Origin of the sequence: Gordonia asplenii (assembly GCF_012933505.1) — a bacterium.
Taxonomy (GTDB): Bacteria; Actinomycetota; Actinomycetes; order Mycobacteriales; family Mycobacteriaceae; genus Gordonia; species Gordonia asplenii.
Map to the genome: position 1 here is coordinate 74814 of NZ_JABBNB010000029.1, position 19836 is coordinate 94649.

Sequence of the window (19836 nt, forward strand, 5' to 3'; positions counted from 1 at the left end):
CCAAAGTCCGCGGAGCCGTCAAGGTAGCTCGTACGCCACGGCGGTGACCTTCAGGGAAGAAGCCCTACCTTGTACGCGTGGTCGATGAAGTTAGGGCCCGGTAGCCGCATTCCAGTGGTGAGCAGCGCGTCGTAGATCACTTCTGCTCCTTCACTGTCCACGACGTCAAGTGTCTTGTGCGCCTGCGCGATGATCCACATGGTCGACACGTGTGGAATGTTCCGCTGCGCAGCCTGTCCACGGGCGTCGCCATCGTCGACGACCGCTACCATGCCCCGGTGCACGGCGCAGGCGAGGACAGCGCACTCCCCGAGGTTCTTCCCCGGCCCGTCGCCCCTCTTGGACGGCATGTCGACCTTGATGAGCACCTGGGTCATCTCTTCATCTGATGTCAGCACACCACGCTCGACCCACGGTAGGTCATCGATCGACGGAATCTCGTATCCGACGTCGCGCCCGCGCTCCACTTCGACGTCAACGGAATCTGGGATCAGGATCAGCCCCTGCGGCGCGAGCTGCTCTAAGATGTGCTGCTGCTTCGCCCGGCAGAAGTGGGTGAACGTCGAAGTGTCCATCACCCAACGGGTGTCCTCCGGCGCAGTCACAGGCTCGCGTAGTCGGTAGCGGTCTCTAGCCGCTGCGGCGGAAGTTCGTCCTCGGTGAGCCCATCGCGCAGCAGTTCGACCACGCGCGCCGCTGGCATCCGCCTGTCGACATAGGCGTCGACGATCTTCGCGGTCATCGTGGGCGACAGCGACGGAGCACGCAACTCGTCGGTGTCGCGAGGGATCGCGAGTCTGGCGAACTCACCGGAGACCGGCGTACGCCCGTCCAAGGACCGGTACTGGTCCTCCGTGATCAGGTTCAGGTTCCGAAGGTGCAAAAGCACGGCAGACCACGACATCCGATACGTGCCGGCGACTCGTATCGCCCGGTCCCGGACCTGATCCCTCGCATGCCTGTTCCACATCTCAGTGACTCCCGCCCGCGGAGCCAAGAGGTAGGCCGCGAATGCGTTGATCATCCGCTCCGCGTCGTCGGCCTTCGAATCGAACATGTCTCCGAACAGCCAATGACCCATCTCGTGCGCCAGAGTCATTCGCCGGCGCCCCGGTTTCACGCTGCCATCGATCACCGCAGCGGCGCACCCGTCGTTCACCCACACGAGTGCACCGTCAGCTCCACCGCCGCCGAGGGGCAGCGAGCACGAGTACAGCCCGAACTGCTCGGCAATGCCGGCCAGTTCGTACAGCGGACCAGACCCCACGTTGAGATGGGCGCGCACCTCGCCTGCGATGCGTTCGCAGTCTAAGTAGGACTGCGGCGTGTCCCAGGCCGGGCGATCGTCGACGGACGTAATGACGCCCGACGTGATGAGCGATGCGACATCGCCGGCGAACAACTCCAGCGCACGATCGAGGGACTCGGTTGTCTCGTGCGACGGTGCCGCGTCGGTCCGCCGACCGATCACCGCGGGAAGCGGGTCACGTACGAACCACGCAAGTGGGGTCTCCAGCGACGCAGCGATGTTCACCAACTCGAGGGCGGAGACCTTCCGGTCGCCTTTCTCGATCTTGCCCAGCGCAGTGCGCTCGATACCCACACGGCCGGCGAGGTTGTCCTGTGTCAGCCCGTGACGGATCCGTTCCGCCGCGATCCGTTCGCCTAGTGTCTTACCGTCCATGTTCGCGATTTTCCCACATTCGCAAACGAGCGACTACCGCTGCCGCAAACTTTCCCACTCCGTTGGCACTCCCCTGATCGGTCTGAGCCTGCCGGACGTCCGGCCCGGAGCCGTTCAGGCCCCGGCGAACACCACGGCGCGGACCGAGAACCGTCAGGGCAGCCGACAACCCCTGGACCCGCCCCACCGCTGAGCAGACAGTTTCCAATCACGCCGACTGCACTCAGCCCGTCGCCCCACCGACCGCAACCTCAACAGCAGGTCCACCTCAGCGATCGAGGTGGATGCCGAGGCCACAACACCACAACACCGTTGCCCCCACCAGTCACAACGAATCGTTCAGCCGAATCGCCGATACCACGCCTTCTAGAGGCGACACTCACTAGGCGTTGACTGATACACACGGACGTAGGTGCGAATCGCGGAAGTCACGGTCCTTGCTGATGACAGTCCGATTCTGCGAGTCCGCGTGGTCGCAGATTTCGGCGTCCGACGTACGGTTCCCGCTTGTCAGTGAGGATGAGTGGATCGCATCGTGTCCGGCCGCGGCCAGAAGGTCGCTAAGCCTACGCGGAAGTTGCGCGTCGACGAGGAACTTCACGCCGCATCGAACGGCAATACACGCTGGCGGCCTGCGGTGAGCGCGCCGAACTCCAACGCCGCAACCAGATCACCCGATTCCAAGTCCGGATAGTCCTCCAGTATGTCGTCCTGGGTCATGCCTGATGCAAGCAGTTCCAGAATCGTCGACACCGGATAGCGCAGACCGCGGATCACCGGCTGACCGTGACAGATCGCCCGGTCGGATACGATACGACCGATTTCAGACATGCCTAGATGGTAACCGTCGTGTCGATCGGCCGGCGGTGTCACGAGTCCGCGTGGACCCTACCCCACCACCGTCGTCAGCGGCTTGATCTGCTTGAGGAAGCTGATCAGGTAGTCGATCAACTCCTCGTCGCGCAGCCGGGGTGAGCCGACGCCGCCGGTGCGCGGGATCGGCAGGGTGACCACCGACGTCGTCGCGCGGTAGCCCGCCGACGAGTAGAGCCGTTTGAGGCGGACCTGCTCGGAGTCGAGCAGGGTCATCGGCGAGATCTTGATCTGGGTCCCCGCGCCGCCGACCTCGGCGATACCCCGTTCCCGGCAGCGCAGCCGCAGGCCGGCGATCGCCGCGAGCCTGCGCGTCTCGACCGGAGGTTCGCCGTAGCGGTCGGTCAGCTCGGTGAGGACGGCGGTGATGTCGTCGTCGGTGGTCGCGGCGGCGAGCTTGCGGTAGCCCTCCAGCCGCAGGCGGTCGGAGTCGACGTACTCCACCGGGATATGTGCGTCGACCGGCAGATCGATCCGGACCTCGGTGATCTCCGTCGACTCGATCGTCTGACCGTCGGCCGCTGCCCGATACGCTTCGACGGCCTCACCGACGAGACGCACGTACAGGTCGAAGCCGACCCCCGCGACGTGACCCGACTGTTCGGCACCGAGCACATTGCCCGCGCCACGCAGTTCGAGGTCTTTGAGCGCGACGGCCATGCCCGCACCCAGCTCGTTGTTCTGCGCGATGGTGGCCAGCCGGTCATACGCGGTCTCGGTCAACGGCTTGTCCGGGCTGTAGAGCAGGTAGGCGTAACCACGCTCCCGACTGCGGCCGACGCGACCGCGCAGCTGGTGCAGCTGCGACAGACCGAAATTCTCGGCGCGGTCGACGATGAGGGTGTTGGCATTGGAAATGTCCAGGCCGGTCTCGATGATGGTCGTGCAGACCAGAACGTCGTATTCGCGGTTCCAGAACCCGTTGACCGTGCGTTCGAGCTGGTCCTCCCCCATCTGCCCGTGCGCGACGATGACCCGCGCCTCGGGCACCATCGCGGAGATCTCGCGCGCGGTCTTGTCGATGGTCGACACCCGGTTGTGCACGAAGAACACCTGCCCGTCGCGCAGCAGTTCGCGGCGGATCGACGCGGCGACCTGCTTGGCGCTGTACGCGCCGACGTAGGTGAGCACCGGGTGGCGCTCCTCGGGTGGGGTGAGGATCGTCGACATCTCCCGGATGCCCGCCATCGACATCTCCAAGGTGCGCGGGATGGGCGTCGCCGACATGGTGAGCACATCGACGTGGGTGCGCAGCGATTTGATGTGTTCCTTGTGTTCGACGCCGAACCGCTGTTCCTCGTCGACGATCACCAGACCGAGGTCCTTCCACGACACTCCGGTCTGGATGAGTCGGTGTGTTCCGATGACGATGTCGACCTCGCCCTTGCGCATCGCCTCGATGGTCTCGCGTGATTCCTTGGCGTCGGTGAACCGCGACAATCCCTTGATGCGCACCGGGAAGTCGGTCATCCGCTCGGTGAAGGTCTGCAGATGTTGTTGCGCCAGAATGGTTGTCGGCACCAGCACCGCGACCTGCTTGCCGTCTTGCACGGCTTTGAACGCGGCGCGCACGGCGATCTCGGTCTTGCCGTAGCCGACGTCGCCGACGATGACGCGGTCCATCGGCACCGCGCGCTCCATGTCGGACTTGACCTCCGAGATCACCGTCAACTGGTCGACGGTCTCGGTGAAGTCGAAGGCGTCTTCCATCTCGCGCTGCCACGGGGTGTCGGGGCTGAAGGCGAATCCCGGCGCGGCGTGACGAGCCGCGTACAACTGCACGAGCTCCCCGGCGATCTCGCGAACAGCCTTGCGCGCCTTGCGTTTCGTATTCTGCCAGTCGGATCCGCCCAGCTTCGACAGCGACGGTTGCTCACCGCCGACGTATCGGCTCAGCTGATCGAGCGCATCCATCGGCACGTACAACCGGTCGCCCGGCTGACCGCGCTTGCTCGCCGCGTACTCGATCACGAGGTACTCGCGGCGGGCGCCGGACACGGTGCGTTCGATCATCTCCACGAACTTGCCGATGCCGTGCTGATCGTGCACCACCATGTCGCCCGCGGACAACGCGAGCGGGTCGACCTGGTTGCGCCGCTTGGCCGGAAGCCTGCGTCCCTCCTTTGCTCCGACGGTCCGGGTACCGGTGACGTCGGCCTCGGATACGACGACGAGCCCCGCTCCGCCGTCCGCGCCGGGCAGGACGATCCCGTGGCGCAGCGATCCGTGATACACCGCCACGCGTCCGGCGGCTGGTTCCGCACCGTCGGCGACGACCGCCGACGGAACACCCGCCTCGGCGAGCCGTTCGTGGTAGCGCTGCGCAGTTCCTTTGCCCGCCACCACGATTGCCGCCCGACCGTCGGCTCCGACGTGGGCGCGCAGCATCGTGAACGTCGACGCGATCTCACCCTCGTCCCCCCGTGGCGCCGGTCCCGGCGAGACGTCGATGGTCAGTTCACTCGGGTCGCCGCCCGACAGCGGGCTCATCGTCCACCAACTGCGTCCCGCTCCCAGCGTCGCGGCTTCCACCTCGTCCATCGAACGGTATGCGCTGGCCTGCAAGTCGATTCCCGCACCGCTGCCCGACGCGAGCGGTGCCTGCGCGCCGAGCGCGGCCGCCGACCATGCCGCCTCGAGGAACTCCGCACCCGTCTTCGACAGATCCGCGGCCCTCGTCCGGATCTTCTCCGGATCGAGCAGCAGCACTCGCGTGCCGGCCGGTACCACCTCGGTGAGCAGCTCCATCTGTCCGGCGACGAGCGCGGGGATGAGTGCCTCCATGCCCTCGACCGGGATGCCCTCGGCGATCTTGGTGAACATCTCCGACAGTGCCGGATCTCCCGCATGTTCGACGGCCAGTTCACCGGCCCGGTCGCGAACCTCCTCGCTGAGGATCAGTTCGCGACAGGGGAAGATCTGCACGGTGTCGACGGCGATCTCCTCCTGAGTGCGCTGATCGGCCACCGAGAAGGCACGCAGGTCGGTGATCTCGTCGCCCCAGAATTCAACGCGCACAGGGTATTCCGCGGTAGTGGGGAATACGTCGAGGATGCCGCCGCGGACGGCGAACTCGCCGCGCCGCCCGACCATGTCGACCCGTTCGTAAGCCATCGCGACGAGTGATGCGATGAGGTCGTCGAAGATTACTTCGGTACCCTCGGCGAGCGTGACCGTCCGTAGCGATCCGAGGCCCGGCGCCATGGGCTGCACCAGTGAGCGCACCGTCGTGACGATGACCCGCAGTCCGCTCGACGCCGGATCGGCGAGGCGATGCAGCACCTGCAGGCGCTGACCGACGGTGTCGGCGCTCGGTGAGAGCCGCTCGTGCGGCAGGGTCTCCCACGACGGGAACTGCGCGACCGACGCCGGGTCGTCGAGCATCTCCGACAGTTCGGCGCTCAGATCGTCGGCCTCGCGGCCATTGGCCGACACCACCAGCAGCGGCGCGGCGTCGACGGCGTCGATCGCGGCGACGACGAACGGGCGAGCGGCGTCGGGAGCGGTTATCGTCAGCAGGCTCGACTCTCGTTTGTCGACGAGCGCGGCGAACGCGGGGTCGGCGCAGGCGACGCGGGACAAGCCGGACAAAGCTGAAGGTGAGACCACTCGCCAGAGTCTATGCGCCGGTACCGACAGCCAATTATTCGCGGTGAGCCCATCCGGTGTCGGCGAAGAATCGTTGTTCTACCCTCGCGGCATGGCTGCTCCCACCCGCACTCCCGTCGTGGTTCGTTCGGCTACCGCCGACGACCTGCCGTTCGTCGCCGACATCTATCGCCACTACGTCGACAACACGGTGGCGACCTTCGACTTCGACGCTCCGACGGTCGCGGACTGGTCGGCGAAACTCACGACGATCGCCGCCGCGGGACGGCCCTTCCTGGTCGCCGAGACCGTCGACGACGGCGTGATCGGCTTCGCCTACCTCGGCGAATTCCGGTCGAAGTCGGCCTACGCGCAGACCACCGAGGACACCATCTACGTCCGCCACGGACTCAGCGCACGCGGCGTCGGCAGCGCTCTGCTCTCGGCGGTCATCGCCGCGACGGACCCGGCGAATGTCCGCCAGATCATCGCGGTGATCGCGGCCGAGAGCGGCGACGCATCGGTTGCGCTGCATCGCCGGCACGGATTCGACGAGGTCGGGCGACTGGCCGGGGTCGGCCGAAAGTTCGACCGCTGGGTCGACGTCGTCTACATGCAGTTGGAAATCAGCTGAATCACTGGGGAATGTCGGAGCGTCGTGGTACGTTTTGGTAACCATGACAACCAATTCTGTTCCCACACTGTTCCTGTCCCACGGCGCCCCACCGCTCGTCGACAGCGAACTGTGGGTGTCGCAGCTGCGGTCGCTGTCGGCCGACCTGCCGCGCCCGACGGCGATCCTGATCGTGTCCGCCCACTGGGAGGAAGCTCCGCTGACCATCGGATCCACCGATCCGACCGTCGGGCTCACCTACGACTTCTGGGGATTCCCCGAGCGGTACTACCGGACCACCTACTTCTCGCCGGGTGCCGCCGACCTCGCCGCGCGCGTCGAAGCGATGATGCCCGACGGTGAGCCGGTCGCTCACGACCAGGCACGACGCCTCGATCACGGCGCCTACGTACCGCTGACCGTCATGTACCCCGACGCCGACATCCCCGTCCTGCAGATCTCGCTGCCGACGCTGGATCCACAGCGCCTGCTGGAACTGGGCGCCCGCCTGGCGCCGCTGCGCGACGAGGGCGTGTTGATCATCGGGTCGGGATTCACCACCCACGGACTGCCGTTCCTCACCGACCCCACCCCCGACGCCGCGCCGCCGACGTGGTCGTCGGAGTTCGACGCCTGGGCACGGGAGCGCTTCGCAGCCGGTGACGTTGAGTCGCTCATCGACTTCCGTCATCGGGCGCCGGGCATGCCCTACGCCCACCCGACGATCGAGCACTTCGCTCCGCTCTTCGTCACACTGGGCGCGAGCGGAAACCCCGAACAGCAGCCGGATCAGGTGATCGACGGATTCTGGATGGGCCTGGCCAAGCGCAGCCTGGTGTTGACTTAGTCACTCAGCGCCCGACGCCGCGCCGACCGCTCCCGAGTGCCGAAGCGGCCCCCGCTCCCCGAGTGCCGAAGCGAGGAACGAGCTTCGGTGTAACGAGGGGCCGGCGAGACAACCAACCCAACCCAACCCACCCCGGGAAACGCAGCGACTGCGACCGGCATCCGACGCCGAAACACCCTGCGGACTTGAACGCAGCCGCCGCTAATCTCCTTGTCGCAGTTGAGGATGCACCGTCGACGGCATCGACTCCTGATAGTCCGGACCGACCAGCTCGGGTTCTGGATCGAGCCGGGTGAGCCCGTTCCAGCACAGATTGACCAGGTGTGCGGCCACCACTTCCTTCGGCGGTTCCCGGACGTCGAGCCACCATTGCGCGGTCACCGACACCATCCCGACCAGAGCCTGCGCGTAGAGCGGCGACAGCGACGGATCGAACCCGCGGCGCTCGAAGTCACCGGCGAGCAGATGCTCCACCTGACTGATCGCATCGTTGAGAAGGCTTGAGTACGTTGCGGTTTCGCTGTTCGAGGTACTGTCGCCCCGGACCAGGATGCGGAAACCGTCGGTGCGCTCCTCCATATAGGTGAGCAGCGCCAACGCGACCTGCTGTACTCGGTAGCGAGATCTGTTGTCCGACAACGACGATGTGACCATCGTCAGCAGTGTTTCCATTTCGCGGTCGACGACGACAGCGTAGAGTCCCTCTTTCCCTCCGAAATGTTCATAGACGATCGGCTTGGACACACCGGCGCGCTGAGCGATCTCCTCGATGGACGTCCCCTCGAAACCCCGCTCGGCGAACAGCCCGCGCGCCACCTCGATGAGCTGGGCACGACGCTGCGGCCCCGTCATCCGCGAGCGGGGTGCGCTGCGCGCCTTGTCGGATTTGTCGGTCGGCCGGGTCACTGCCATGTCCCGAGTTTATCCGTCGTCCGGTCCGCGCCCGCACACGCAGCAGTGCGGAGCCCGAGTCCACCGAGGGTTTCGACTCGCTGCGCTCGCTGAACCGGCGCACGGGGATGACGCGACAGTTGCACGCGTCTACTTCCCCCTAACTTGCCGGAGGCATCAGAACGGTGTCGATGAGATACACCGTCGCATTGGCGGTGTGCACACCACCGCAGATGACCGAAGCGCCATTGACCTTGATGTCATTACCGGATCCAGTCACCGCGAGCGTCGCGCCCTCGACTGTCTTGTGAGTGCCGTCGACCTTAGAGGGGCTGAGCTGACCGGGTACGACGTGGTAAGTCAGGATCTTCTTCAGCTCGGCGGAATTCGTCTTGAGGCCATCGATCGTCGCCGAATCGATCTTCGCGAACGCTTCGTCGACCGGCGCGAATACCGTGAATTCCGAACCGTTGAGAGTGTCGACGAGATTCACCTGCGGATTCAGCTTTCCGGAGACCGCCGAGGTCAGCGTCGTCAGCAGTGGATTGTTCGACGCGGCGACCGCGACCGGAGCGGTCGCCATCCCCGTCACCGAGCCGGGTCCGGACGGAACCTTCTTCGCGTAGTCGGCACACCCCGGTCCCACCAGGTCCGATGCCGGGCTCATCGCCGATGTGCTGGTCGCCATCGATGTCATCGCCGACATCGGCGCCGCCGTCGAACTGGACGAGTCACCGGAGTCAGAGGAGCAAGCAGAAATGCTTAGGACGGCAGCAGCGGCGAATCCGACGGCAGCCACCGATGTGCAATTGATCTTCTTCATCGATCTTCTCCTTATCCTCGACCGCGGACGTTCCCCGGCCATGTACTTCAGGAGGCATTCGGCGCCGACCGGGTGGCGGATAGGTGGAGTAGGCAAGAAAGTCGTCCCGAACCTCCACAACGAGAGTTTCGACGCGACATCGACGCGAAAGCACACCCAGCCGAAACCGTCTCGGTTCCGAATACCGGGCATGCTCACATTGATTCTGATCGGTTTCCTCGGCGGACTGATCACCGGTGTATCGCCGTGCATCCTGCCGGTGCTGCCGGTGATTTTTCTCGCCGGAACACAGAACGCATCCGGTCCGGCCGAGCGGGAGGCCGAGCCGAATGTGGTCGACCGCGACCGATCGCGAATCGGTCGTGTTCGCAGAACGTACGCGCGATTGGGTCCGTATCGTGTCATCGCCGGTCTGGTGGTCAGTTTCTCGGCCGTGACCCTGATCGGATCCGCCGCACTGTCGCTGCTTCGGCTACCACAGGACACCATCCGGTGGGCCGGCCTGGTTGTCCTGACCCTGATCGGTCTCAGTCTGATCTTCCCGAGTCTCGAACGGCTTCTGGAACGACCGTTCGCGCGCCTGCCTCAGCGACCCGTCGCCGCAGGCAAGAGCGGCTTCGGTCTGGGCCTGGCGCTCGGGGTGCTCTACGTGCCGTGTGCGGGCCCGGTTCTGGCTGCCATCGTCGTCGCAGGGGCCAGCGGCAACATCGGGCTGCCGACCGTGGTGCTGACTCTGTCATTCGCCGTCGGCGCGGCGTTGCCGATGCTCGTCTTCACCCTCGCCGGCCGCCGGATCGCGGAACGGGTGAGTGCCTTCCGACGGCGGCAGCGGACGGTACGCATCGTGACCGGCGTGGTCATGATCGCCCTCGCCCTCGGGTTGGTGTTCAATCTGCCTGCCATCGTGCAGCGTGCGGTCCCCGACTACACCAGTCCGCTCCAGAATGCGGTGGGCGATCCCTCGCAATTGCAGAACAAACTCAACCTCGGCGGCATCGTGAACGATCAGAATCGCGAACTGTCGAACTGCAGCAACGGCGCCACCGCTCTGCAGAACTGCGGAACAGCGCCCGAGTTGACCGGCATCACCGAATGGCTCAACACCGCGGACGGAGCACCCGTCGACCTGCACGCACTACGCGGAAAGGTCGTGCTGATCGACTTCTGGGCGTACTCCTGCATCAACTGCCAGCGTGCCATTCCGCATGTGGTCGATTGGTACGACACCTATCGCACGGCGGGCTTCGAAGTGATCGGGGTCCACACCCCCGAATACGCCTTCGAACGAGTTCCCGCCAACGTGGCGTCGGGTGCGCAGCGCCTGCGAATCGACTACCCCATCGCACTCGACCCCAGCTACTCGACCTGGACGACGTATCGCAACAGCTACTGGCCCGCCGAATATCTGATCGACGCCACCGGGACGGTACGGCATATCAAGTTCGGCGAGGGAGGCTACGACGTCACCGAAGGACACATCCGTCGACTTCTCGCCGACGCACATCCGGGTGTCACCTTGCCCGCACCCACCGACGTCAAGGACACCACCCCCACCACACGCACCACCGCCGAGACGTATTTCGCGGTCAGCAAGGCGATCAACTACGGCGGCTCCGGAGTCTATGACGTCGGGACCGCCGGATTCACCCTCCCCGCGACGCTTCCCGCCGATTCGTTCGGCCTCGCGGGGCGATGGACACTCGACCATCAGGGCGCAACGGCCGCGGGACCCGACTCGGTCATCGCGCTGAACTATCACGCGAAAAACGTCTACGTCGTCGCCGGCGGCAGTGGAACCGTGACCGTACGGCAGGACGGCCGGGTACGGCAGATCCACATCACCGGCCCGCCCACACTGCACCAGATCGCCGGTGCTTCAGTCAGTGGACCGCAATACCTGCAAGTCGAACTGAGCCAGGGGCTTCAGGCGTTTTCGTTCACCTACGGCTGATCGCGGTTTCGACGCGGTCCTAAGCGGGAGCCTGTGTGGTCGACGGCGGCGCGCTGGTCTGGCCCGGAGTCTGCTGCTGACCCGGCGTCTGCATCTGGCCGCCCGGCATCTGCTGTTGACCGTCACGATGTGACCGGCGGCCCTGGCCGAACTCACCCTGGCCGTAGCCACCGGGACCGTAGTCGCCGCGACCGTGTTCGCCGCGACCGGGACCGCCCCGATTCTCCGACTGATGGTTTCCGTGATGGTGGTGATGGCCGCCGCCACCGGACGTCAACGTCCCGACGCCGAAGCCGATGAAGAAGATCACGAGTATGCCGATCACATATGCCGCCACCCGCAACGCGATGTTGTTCGACCAGGTGTGGACAAACCCCTTCTTCGCCGGCTTCTCGGGCGTCGCCGCAACAGCGGGGTCCGTGGAGGTGGTGGCAGGCTGCGGCGTCGTCGACGGCGGCGGAGCCGCCTGTGCGATCGGCTCGGTGCGCGCATCGGCGCCGTCGTCGATCGGTGTCGTCGGGGCATCGTAGGGACTTGTCGCGGGTGTCGCGTCGGGAGTTTCGCCCTGGCCCGAATTGTCAGAAGTCATGGGAGCTCGTTCCGTGAGTGTGATGGACGGTGAGACCGCGACACTAGGCACGACGCCTGGCAGTTTCACCCGGCGGACTTGTGAATCTCCTGTGCTCACATCTCGGGGTCATCCCAGGCCAGACGATGTCAGACTCGACACGTGACGCTCACCTTGCAAGAGATCTCTGACCGAATGGAGATCAACGACATCTTGACCGCCTACTCCACCGCCGTCGACGCCGGGCGATTCGACGCCCTGCGCGCGGTGTTCACTGCCGACGCCCGGATCGACTATTCGGCGACCGGCGGCATCGCCGGCGACCTCGACGAGATCATCTCCTGGCTCGGCGAGGTGCTGCCCGCTTTCAGCGCGTACTGCCACTTTCTCGGCAACGTCGACATCTCGCTGAACGGCGACGCCGCGACGTCGCGCACACTGTGCCTCAACCCGATGCAGACGCCGGACCGATCAACCTTCCTGCTCGCCATCTACTACGACGACGAGTGGGTGCGCACCGTCGACGGCTGGCGCATCACGTCGCGGACGCTGGTGACGAAACTTCACAAGGAGTTGTAGGTTGGCGCGGCCACTGTCTCGTGTCACCGCTTCGCGGAGCTTCTGGGTGCGTGTCCGCGGCAATGGCGAGTGTGGCAGGCGACAGATCGAGGTGGGCCCGCAGCAGCTCGACGACACGAGCGAATCCGACGCGCACCGAGGTCACCGCAGGCCCCACTCGCGCGCGAGCAGCTCGTGCGATTCCAGTCGATGATCGAAGTCGTGCGTCACGCTCGTGACGACGAGTTCGTCGGCGCCGGTGACTCGCGCGAGGGTGCTCAATCCGTCGACGACGGTGTCCGGTGCGCCGACGAACTGGGTACGGACTCGATCGCCGACAACCGCGAGCTGTTCGTCGGTGAGCGGCGCAGTCGTAGCGGGGTCCGGATACTCGACGGCACCCGCTCCGCTGCGAATACTGTGCACCCAATGTCCGTAGGTCGACGACGCCCGGTGTCGCGCGGTCGCGTCATCGGGCGCGACGACGACGTCGGCCGATACCACGACGTAGGGCTCGGCCAATGTCGTGGACGGGACGAAAGCTGCCCGGTATGCCTCGACCGCCTCCACAACCGTTGCAGGGCTGACGTGATAGTTCGCGACGAACGGCAATCCACGTGCTCCGGCGACCTGTGCGCTCTGCCCCTTGCTGCTGCCGAACAGCCAGACCTGCACGTCCGCGCCGGCACCGGGCACGGCCCGCAGTACGACATCCCGCGCACTGAACGTGCCCGCGAGCAGCGACAGGACGTCGTCGACAGCGTCGGCGAAGTCGGGCGGTTGGGCTCCGTCGAACAGTGTCGCGTCAAAGCTCGCTGCCAATCGCGGTGAGCCGTAAAGACTTTCGACCGGAAAGGGCGCCGGGATGAGGAGTCCGTCGACGACCTGGTCCGCCGCGTTCGCACGGGTCACCGCCGCGGGCGGCGACGCGGGCGGCGACGCTACGAAGTCGGCTCGACGTTGCGCCGATCTGCCCAGCCCGAGATCGAGCCGGCCCGGGTACACCGCGTCGATCGTGCCGAATGCCTCGACCACCGACGACGGAGTGTGCAGCCCGATCTGGACGGCGGCCGAGCCCACCCTGATCCGCCGCGTCGCCGCCGCGACCAGAGCGATCAACGTGGTGGTCGACGAGCTGGCCACCGCGACGAAGTGATGCTCGGCGAGCCAGAATCGCTTGTAGCCCAACGACTCCGCATGCCGCGCCAGCGCGATGGAATGGTTGACGGCGGTCGCGGCGTCGGATCCATGGGTGACCGGCGCGAGGTCGAGAACCGACAGTGGGATCGCGGCATTCGTCATCGATCCTCCTTCCGCAGGGGTACGACGTCTCTCCGGACATGGGTGCGTGACCAGTGAGCACCATCCGCGTCCCTCGACGCCAGAGTTGCGCTCAGCGTGGGCGAATCGCCCTCGCGCGGAATCTGCCGGCCTGCCGAACAAGTTGGACCGAGCGTGCCAAACTCTTCTGCGAGCCGTCGACCCGGCGAGATTCATCTGGCGGTGGCCCTCACCGGTGCCGGAGCGCATCCGGCCGCTTGGCGCGTCGATGGCGCCCACCCTCGGGATCTGCTATCCGCCCGCTATTGGGCCGACCTCGTCTCTACCGCCGAGGCCGGCCTGCTCGACTTCGTCTCCTTCGGTGATTCCTTTCTCCTGCAAGGTGATTCGAAGAAGTCCGGCACTCGTGTCGATCGTATTGCGGGGCAGCTCGATTCGGTGCTCGTCGCGTCGCGGATCGCACCGCTGGCCCGCCGGATCGGATTCATCCCGACGGCGATCGTCACTCACACCGAGCCGTTCCACCTCTCCAAGGCCATCGCCACCCTGGATTACGTCAGCGCCGGCCGCGCCGGCGTCGAGCTATCGGTGTCGCTGGATCCACATGAGGCCGCACTGTTCGGGCGACGCGATGTCGCGATGTTCGACGTCGACGCCGCACACCGGGAAGCTGCCGACTACGCCGAAGTACTTGCGCTGCTGTGGGATTCGTGGGAGGACGACGCGGAGATCCGCGACATCGCCGGCGGACGGTTCATCGATCGGGACAAATTGCACTACATCGACTTCGTCGGCGACCACTTCTCGGTACGGGGTCCGTCGATCACACCGCGTCCGCCGCAGGGACACCCGATCATCGCGGCGTCCGGCGGCGACGTCGCGGCGCTGCGTCTCATCGCCGACGTCGCCGACGTCGGGTTCATCGCGCCGCCCGACGTCGCCGCCGGTGCGGCCACCGTCACCGAGATCAACCGATTCCGTTCGGCGGCAGGAAGATCCGATTCTCCGCAGCACACGTTCGTCGATCTGGTCGTCGTGCTCGGCGATTCCACCAGTCATGCAGTGCAGCGTCGAGGCCAGCTCGACGAATTGGACGGTGAGGAGTTCACCCCCGCGGCTCCGATCGTCACCGGGTCCGCAGCCGGGTTGGCCGATGCGATCGAGGAGTGGACATCCCTCGACGGAATCAGCGGCGTGCGCCTGATCCCCGCCACGCACGCCGTCGATCTTCCCCGGATCTCCGCGGAGCTGGTGCCGGAGTTGCAGCGCCGCAGGCTCTTTCGGACGACGTATGCGGGATCGACGCTTCGCGACCGGCTCGGACTCGCCCGGCCCGCGAACCGCTTCGCCACGCGACGCGAGGTGTCGGCGTCATGAAGCAGGTGCATCTCGCGGCGCACTTTCCCGGCGTCAACAACACCACGGTCTGGAGCGATCCGGACGCCGGCAGTCACATCGAGTTCAGTTCCTTCGTGCGCCTCGCCCGAACGGCCGAGCGCGGTCTGTTCGACTTCTTCTTCCTTGCCGAGGGATTGCGTCTTCGTGAGCAGAACGGGCTGATCTACGACCTCGACGTCGTCGGGCGGCCGGACACCTTCACCGTTCTGTCCGCGCTCGCCGCGGTGACCACCCATCTCGGGCTGGCCGGGACGATCAACTCGACTTTCAACGAACCCTACGAGGTGGCACGACAATTCGCGTCACTCGATCACCTGTCCGACGGTCGTGCCGCGTGGAACGTGGTGACCTCGTGGGACGAGTTCACCGGCGAGAACTTCCGTCGCGGCGGCTATCTGCCGTCCGAACAGCGATACGAGCGGGCCAGGCAATTCCTCGACACCGCAACGCGATTGTGGGATTCGTGGCGCGCCGACGACGTTCTCGCCGACGTCGGAGCGGGGCGGTACCTGCGCCGCGCCGACGTCGGCGCGTTCGAGCACCGCGACTCTCAGTTCGACATCCGCGGCCAGTTCAACGTCCCTCGCCCGCCGCAGGGACGGCCGGTCATCTTTCAGGCGGGCGACTCCGACGAGGGACGCGAGTTCGCGGCGGCGAAGGCCGACGCCATCTTCTCCCGCCACGCCAAGTACGCCGACGGCCGCGAGTTCTACGCCGACGTCAAGGGCAGGCTGCCCGCCTACGGTCGTCGTCGAGAAGACCTGCTGGTGTTGCCCGCGGCGACGTTCGTGTTGGGCGACACCGACTCCGAGGCCGCCGACATCGCCCGTGAGGTCCGGCTGCAGCAGGTCAGCGGTCAGACCGCGATCAAATTCCTGGAGCAGTTGTGGAACCGCGATCTGTCCGACCACGACCCCGACGGCCCACTCCCGCGGGTGGATCCGATCCCCGGCGAGAACACGATAGCGAAGGGGCGGGCCAGTGTGCGTATCCATCGTGACCCTCGTGAGGTCGCAGCAGAATGGCGCCGACTCGCCGAAAGCCGCAACCTCTCGACGCGCGAACTGATCGTCGAAGTGACCGGGCGGCAGTCGTTCATCGGTTCCCCGGCAACGGTTGCCGGTGCCATCAACGACTTCGTTCAGGCCGATGTCGCCGACGGTTTCATCCTCGTCCCGCACCTCACGCCGGATGGGTTGGATCGTTTCGTCGACGACGTCGTACCGCTGCTGCAAGAGCTGGGCGTCTACCGGACCGAGTATCCGGGAGGGACACTGCGGGAGAATCTGGGGTTGGCGGCGGTCTGAGCGGGCCCGCGTGCAACGCGGTGGTAGCCCCTGATCGGGAGCGATTGTTGCGATCTCGACGACGCGTGACGATATGTTGTCATTGACACCATAGTAGTCACTGTCTACATTGGAAGGACCCCTACTGCGACGACGGAGAACTCATGGTGAAGCCAACCCAGCCCAGGCAGCTCGACCACCCCGACGTCGCGCCGCATCGAGTCAACGCGGTCCACGACTGTCCGGCTCCGGCGAGCTCCGTCTTCGCCGTCCTCGCCGACAACCCGGGCGCCGCGCGGTGGCTGGGCTGGTATGTGACCTCGGTCGCGACTACGTCGACCGCCGAACACGGTGTGGGGTCGACGCGCGCGGTGTCGTGGCTCTACGGCATCGGCCGGCTCGAAGAGCGGTTCATCGGTTGGGAAGAACCCTCGCTGTGGTCGTTCACCCTGACCGGCGCCCGCCCGGGACTGTTCAGAGAATTCGTCGAGCGCATCCGCATCGAGCCGCTGGGCGAGGACAGTTGTCGCGTTCACTACGACATGGGCGTCGACTTCACCCCCTTCGGAAAAGTACTGGCAAGACCACTCATCGCCTGGGTCAACCAGGAGATAGGCTCCACGCTGCAACGGCTGAGCGACGCCGCGGTCGCGCGATAGTCGCCGGCGAACTCGGAACCTACCCCTTCACGACCGCGAGATATGCGGCCAGCGCCGCCGCACGGCCCGAGACTCCCATTTTGCGAAAGACCGACGCCAAGTGAAATTTGACGGTGTTGGGGCTGATGCTCAGGGATTGCGCGATGCCGCGATTGCTCAACCCGGATGCCAGTAGATCGAGCACCTCGGCTTCGCGGGCGCTCAGCCCCCACTCCATCGGGGTCGCCCGGCGGCGCGTGGCCGCGGGATCGAGCGGAATCGTCAGGGACAGCTCGGTGCCCCACCCCGGCGTCGACGACGCCGACACGCTGCCGCCGAGCGCGACGATCCGGGTGCGTACCGGATCGAGTTCGGTCGATCCGGTTGCCAACCCGCCTGCGCCGTCGTCGCGCATGTGGATGAGCAGGTTGGTGCCGTCGCAGTCCCACTGCACCCGCACGCGCGCCACGTCCTCGTCTTCGATGAGAGCCAAGATGGCACTCCGGACGACCGCCCTGGCGCCGTAAGCCACCTCGCTCGGCAATGGACGGCCCTCGCGCGGCGGCTCGACGAAATCCACGTCGACGCCGCGGTAGCGGACGAGCGGCCGCAGGTCGTCGCGCAGCCGGGCGAAAGCGCTGGTCACCGGTTCCTCGGTGAAGGTACGCGCCCGATCGGTCGCGGTCCTGAGCTTGACCACGCCCCCTGCGGCGACCTCCATGGCATGGGACCGGGCGGCGGCATCGTCGAGTCGCTTCGAGCGGAGCACCGCGAGCACCGCCTCCAACGTGGTGGTGTATTCGCCGGTCAGATCGGCGAGAGCACTGAAGCGATCGCTCGACGCCACGCGCGCCAATTGCAAGTAACTGGGCGACGCCGTGTCGGCCAGGTCCTGCGCCCGCTGCGCGACGATGTTCCAGAGATGGAGCACGATGCCGTCGTCACCAGCTTCGACAACCGCGTCGACGCCGGGCGTCGAGAGCAACAACAGTGCACCGTTGTTCGCCGATACCTGGAGTACCTGTCCGTGGCCGGGCAGCGTCGCGCGCTTGACGGTGCCGGGTGCCACACCTCGGCGCAACTCGTCGAGGTCGAGCACGCTGTGCCCGTCGACGAAGTCAGCTCGCCCCGTTCCGCGCAGCCAGCCGCCGGTCGCGTCGGCGACCAGCATCACCAGCCCGTCGTGGGCCGCGAACGGTTCCAATAGCGCGGACAGCCTTGCGGGAAGAGCGTCCCCCGGTGCGGTGACCGTATCGGCGAGATCCCGGACCGTGGCGTCGGTGCACCGTGTTCCGTCGTGTGGCATGCGGTGATGATACCGCCCCAGTACCTACCTGAATGGGTAGGATTTTCCGTCTCATTCGACAGTCGCCCACCCGTACCGGTAGCGGAAGACTGGTTGTTACCGAGGAGGACGTCTGGTCCGCCTCAACACACGAAGGAGCAACACCGGTGTCTGTCAACCTTGAAGACGCACGTAGGGTCACCACCGCCGCCGAGGCGTTCGCCACCGAGATCGGCCAGCCGATGAATATCGCTGTCGTCGACGCCGGCGGCAACCTGGTGTCGCACGTACGCCAGGACGACGCCTGGATCGGGAGCGTGAAGATCTCGATCAGCAAGGCGTGGACGTCTCGCGCGTTCAATATCTCCACCAAGGACCTGGGTGACAACGCTCAGCCGACTCAGCAGTTCTTCGGCATCCACACCACCAACGACGGAAACGTCGCGATCTTTGCCGGCGGCATCCCGCTGGTCCGCGACGGCGTGGTGGTGGGCGCGATCGGAGTCAGCGGCGGCAGCGGCGAACAGGATCACTCGGTCGCGGAAGCCGGCGCGGCAGCGCTCTGAGCAGAAACGGACTGACGACGTGATGAATTCGCCCGGGCAGACCTGCGACGCTCCCGATTCGATGCCCCACTCCATCGCGACGTGGAACTACCGACCTGCCCTGGCCGAGTTCATCGGCAGCGCCATGCTGGTGATGGCCATCGTCGGGTCGGGAATCGCGGCTTCCTCGCTGTCTCCGAATGAGTCCGGCCTGCAGCTCCTCGAAATGTCGGTGACGACGGGGCTCGCGTTGACGGTCCTGGTCCTCGTCCTCGGTCCCGTCTCCGGCGGCCACTTCAACCCAGCGGTGTCGTTGATCTTCTGGGTGATCGGCCGCCGGGGCGGCACCGGACTGACGACCGGCGAGTTGGCCACTTTCGTCGTCGCGCAAGTGGTCGGCGCCCTGTCCGGCGTGATGCTGGCCAATGTGATGTTCGGGCTCCGTCCTGTCTCGACGGCTACGCAGCACCGGGCGAGCGCCGCACATCTGGTCGCCGAGGTACTCGCCACGACCATCCTGATCGTCGTCATCCTGGGACTGGTACGTGGCAACCGCGTTGCGCTGGTCGCGCCCGCGGTCGGCTCATACGTGAGTGCGGCGTTCTGGTTCACGTCGTCGACGTGTTTCGCCAACCCCGCGGTGACGGTGGCGCGCGCGTTGTCGGACAGTGTGGGCGGTATTTCGCCGTCGTCGGTGCCGGCCTTCGTGGTCGCGCAGGTCGCCGGTGCGGTGCTGGGACTGTTAGTGGGTGCCGCGCTGTTTCCCGTCGAGTCCCCGCTTCGACGCTGACTCCGGGACGCGCGCAGCGATGGCACACCGTGCTGGTGCGTCCGCTGAGCTGGTGCCGGAAAACTTGTCAGTGGTCGAAGGTATGTTCGGTTTATGGGGATCGATCAGCAGGCGACGCGCACGTCCGGCGAGTATCGCTGGCTGCTGTCGGCTCCGTCGGCCTGGCCGGCTGCGGACCCGGCCACGTTGGGGCTTGGTGATCCCGCCGGTGGTGATG

The 19836-nt window shown here is 66.0% G+C and carries 19 protein-coding genes; 9 read left to right on the forward strand and 10 right to left on the reverse strand.

The genetic code is table 11. From position 1 onward, the window contains the following. Positions 1–50: 50 nt before the first annotated feature. From HH308_RS22640 to mfd, 5 genes are all read right to left on the reverse strand, one after another. Positions 51–575 carry a PIN domain-containing protein gene (locus HH308_RS22640; protein WP_170196513.1) on the reverse strand — a complete coding sequence of 175 codons (525 nt, stop codon included), beginning with the start codon at positions 573–575 and terminating at the stop codon, positions 51–53. 26 nt (positions 576–601) lie between these two features. After that, on the reverse strand, positions 602–1684 hold the full coding sequence (locus tag HH308_RS22645; RefSeq protein WP_170196514.1) for a helix-turn-helix domain-containing protein: 1083 nt from the start codon (positions 1682–1684) through the stop codon (positions 602–604). A gap of 382 nt (positions 1685–2066) precedes the next feature. Beyond that, the gene (locus tag HH308_RS22650; protein ID WP_170196515.1) at positions 2067–2285 is read right to left on the reverse strand and encodes a DUF5615 family PIN-like protein; all 219 of its coding nucleotides are present in this window, start codon (positions 2283–2285) and stop codon (positions 2067–2069) included. Then, positions 2282–2515, reverse strand: coding sequence for a DUF433 domain-containing protein (locus HH308_RS22655; RefSeq protein WP_170196516.1), 234 nt, complete (start codon positions 2513–2515; stop codon positions 2282–2284). Before HH308_RS22655 ends, HH308_RS22650 begins: the two co-directional genes overlap by 4 nt. A 57-nt stretch (positions 2516–2572) precedes the next feature. Beyond that, on the reverse strand, positions 2573–6166 hold the full coding sequence (mfd, locus tag HH308_RS22660; protein WP_170196517.1) for a transcription-repair coupling factor: 3594 nt from the start codon (positions 6164–6166) through the stop codon (positions 2573–2575). A gap of 91 nt (positions 6167–6257) precedes the next feature. Here mfd and HH308_RS22665 point away from each other — a divergent pair, with 91 nt between their 5' ends. Together HH308_RS22665 and HH308_RS22670 are read left to right on the forward strand one after the other, a co-directional pair. After that, positions 6258–6779 carry a GNAT family N-acetyltransferase gene (locus HH308_RS22665; RefSeq protein ID WP_170196518.1) on the forward strand — a complete coding sequence of 174 codons (522 nt, stop codon included), beginning with the start codon at positions 6258–6260 and terminating at the stop codon, positions 6777–6779. Between the two features lie 43 nt (positions 6780–6822). Further along, positions 6823–7605 (forward strand): dioxygenase family protein, encoded by a 783-nt coding sequence (locus tag HH308_RS22670; protein ID WP_170196519.1) that lies wholly within the window; start codon positions 6823–6825, stop codon positions 7603–7605. A gap of 201 nt (positions 7606–7806) precedes the next feature. Here the strand turns inward: HH308_RS22670 and HH308_RS22675 are convergent, their stop codons facing one another. Together HH308_RS22675 and HH308_RS22680 are read right to left on the reverse strand one after the other, a co-directional pair. Further along, complete coding sequence (locus tag HH308_RS22675; RefSeq protein ID WP_170196520.1) at positions 7807–8517, reverse strand: TetR/AcrR family transcriptional regulator; 711 nt, start codon at positions 8515–8517, stop codon at positions 7807–7809. Positions 8518–8656: 139 nt separating this feature from the next. Then, on the reverse strand, positions 8657–9319 hold the full coding sequence (locus HH308_RS22680) for a fasciclin domain-containing protein (protein WP_170196521.1): 663 nt from the start codon (positions 9317–9319) through the stop codon (positions 8657–8659). Between the two features lie 190 nt (positions 9320–9509). Here HH308_RS22680 and HH308_RS22685 point away from each other — a divergent pair, with 190 nt between their 5' ends. Beyond that, positions 9510–11270: a cytochrome c biogenesis protein DipZ gene (locus HH308_RS22685; protein WP_170196522.1), complete on the forward strand. Its 1761-nt coding sequence runs from the start codon at positions 9510–9512 to the stop codon at positions 11268–11270. A 19-nt stretch (positions 11271–11289) separates the two neighbouring features. Here HH308_RS22685 and HH308_RS22690 read toward each other — a convergent pair whose 3' ends face one another. Continuing rightward, the gene (locus tag HH308_RS22690) at positions 11290–11859 is read right to left on the reverse strand and encodes a hypothetical protein (protein ID WP_170196523.1); all 570 of its coding nucleotides are present in this window, start codon (positions 11857–11859) and stop codon (positions 11290–11292) included. A gap of 141 nt (positions 11860–12000) precedes the next feature. Between HH308_RS22690 and HH308_RS22695 the strand changes: the two genes are divergently transcribed. Beyond that, positions 12001–12417: a nuclear transport factor 2 family protein gene (locus HH308_RS22695; RefSeq protein ID WP_170196524.1), complete on the forward strand. Its 417-nt coding sequence runs from the start codon at positions 12001–12003 to the stop codon at positions 12415–12417. A gap of 141 nt (positions 12418–12558) precedes the next feature. Here the strand turns inward: HH308_RS22695 and HH308_RS22700 are convergent, their stop codons facing one another. Next, entirely contained in the window at positions 12559–13698 is a 1140-nt protein-coding gene (locus HH308_RS22700) for an LLM class flavin-dependent oxidoreductase (protein ID WP_170196525.1), read from the reverse strand. 153 nt (positions 13699–13851) lie between these two features. Here HH308_RS22700 and HH308_RS22705 point away from each other — a divergent pair, with 153 nt between their 5' ends. The 3 genes from HH308_RS22705 to HH308_RS22715 all read left to right on the forward strand — a co-directional run bounded on the left by HH308_RS22705 (position 13852) and on the right by HH308_RS22715 (position 17020). Beyond that, positions 13852–15054, forward strand: a complete 1203-nt coding sequence (locus HH308_RS22705) for an LLM class flavin-dependent oxidoreductase (protein WP_170196526.1) — start codon at positions 13852–13854, stop codon at positions 15052–15054. Then, positions 15051–16382 (forward strand): NtaA/DmoA family FMN-dependent monooxygenase, encoded by a 1332-nt coding sequence (locus HH308_RS22710; protein ID WP_170196527.1) that lies wholly within the window; start codon positions 15051–15053, stop codon positions 16380–16382. Before HH308_RS22705 ends, HH308_RS22710 begins: the two co-directional genes overlap by 4 nt. Positions 16383–16525: 143 nt before the next feature. Then, positions 16526–17020 carry an SRPBCC family protein gene (locus HH308_RS22715; RefSeq protein WP_170196528.1) on the forward strand — a complete coding sequence of 165 codons (495 nt, stop codon included), beginning with the start codon at positions 16526–16528 and terminating at the stop codon, positions 17018–17020. Between the two features lie 19 nt (positions 17021–17039). Here the strand turns inward: HH308_RS22715 and HH308_RS22720 are convergent, their stop codons facing one another. Continuing rightward, positions 17040–18305, reverse strand: a complete 1266-nt coding sequence (locus HH308_RS22720; protein WP_170196529.1) for a helix-turn-helix transcriptional regulator — start codon at positions 18303–18305, stop codon at positions 17040–17042. Between the two features lie 146 nt (positions 18306–18451). Between HH308_RS22720 and HH308_RS22725 the strand changes: the two genes are divergently transcribed. Then, a complete protein-coding gene (locus tag HH308_RS22725) occupies positions 18452–18850 on the forward strand; it encodes a GlcG/HbpS family heme-binding protein (RefSeq protein ID WP_170196530.1) in 399 nt (132 codons plus the stop codon). Between the two features lie 22 nt (positions 18851–18872). Then, on the forward strand, positions 18873–19619 hold the full coding sequence (locus tag HH308_RS22730) for an aquaporin (RefSeq protein WP_246284784.1): 747 nt from the start codon (positions 18873–18875) through the stop codon (positions 19617–19619). The last annotated feature ends 217 nt before the right edge of the window (positions 19620–19836 follow it).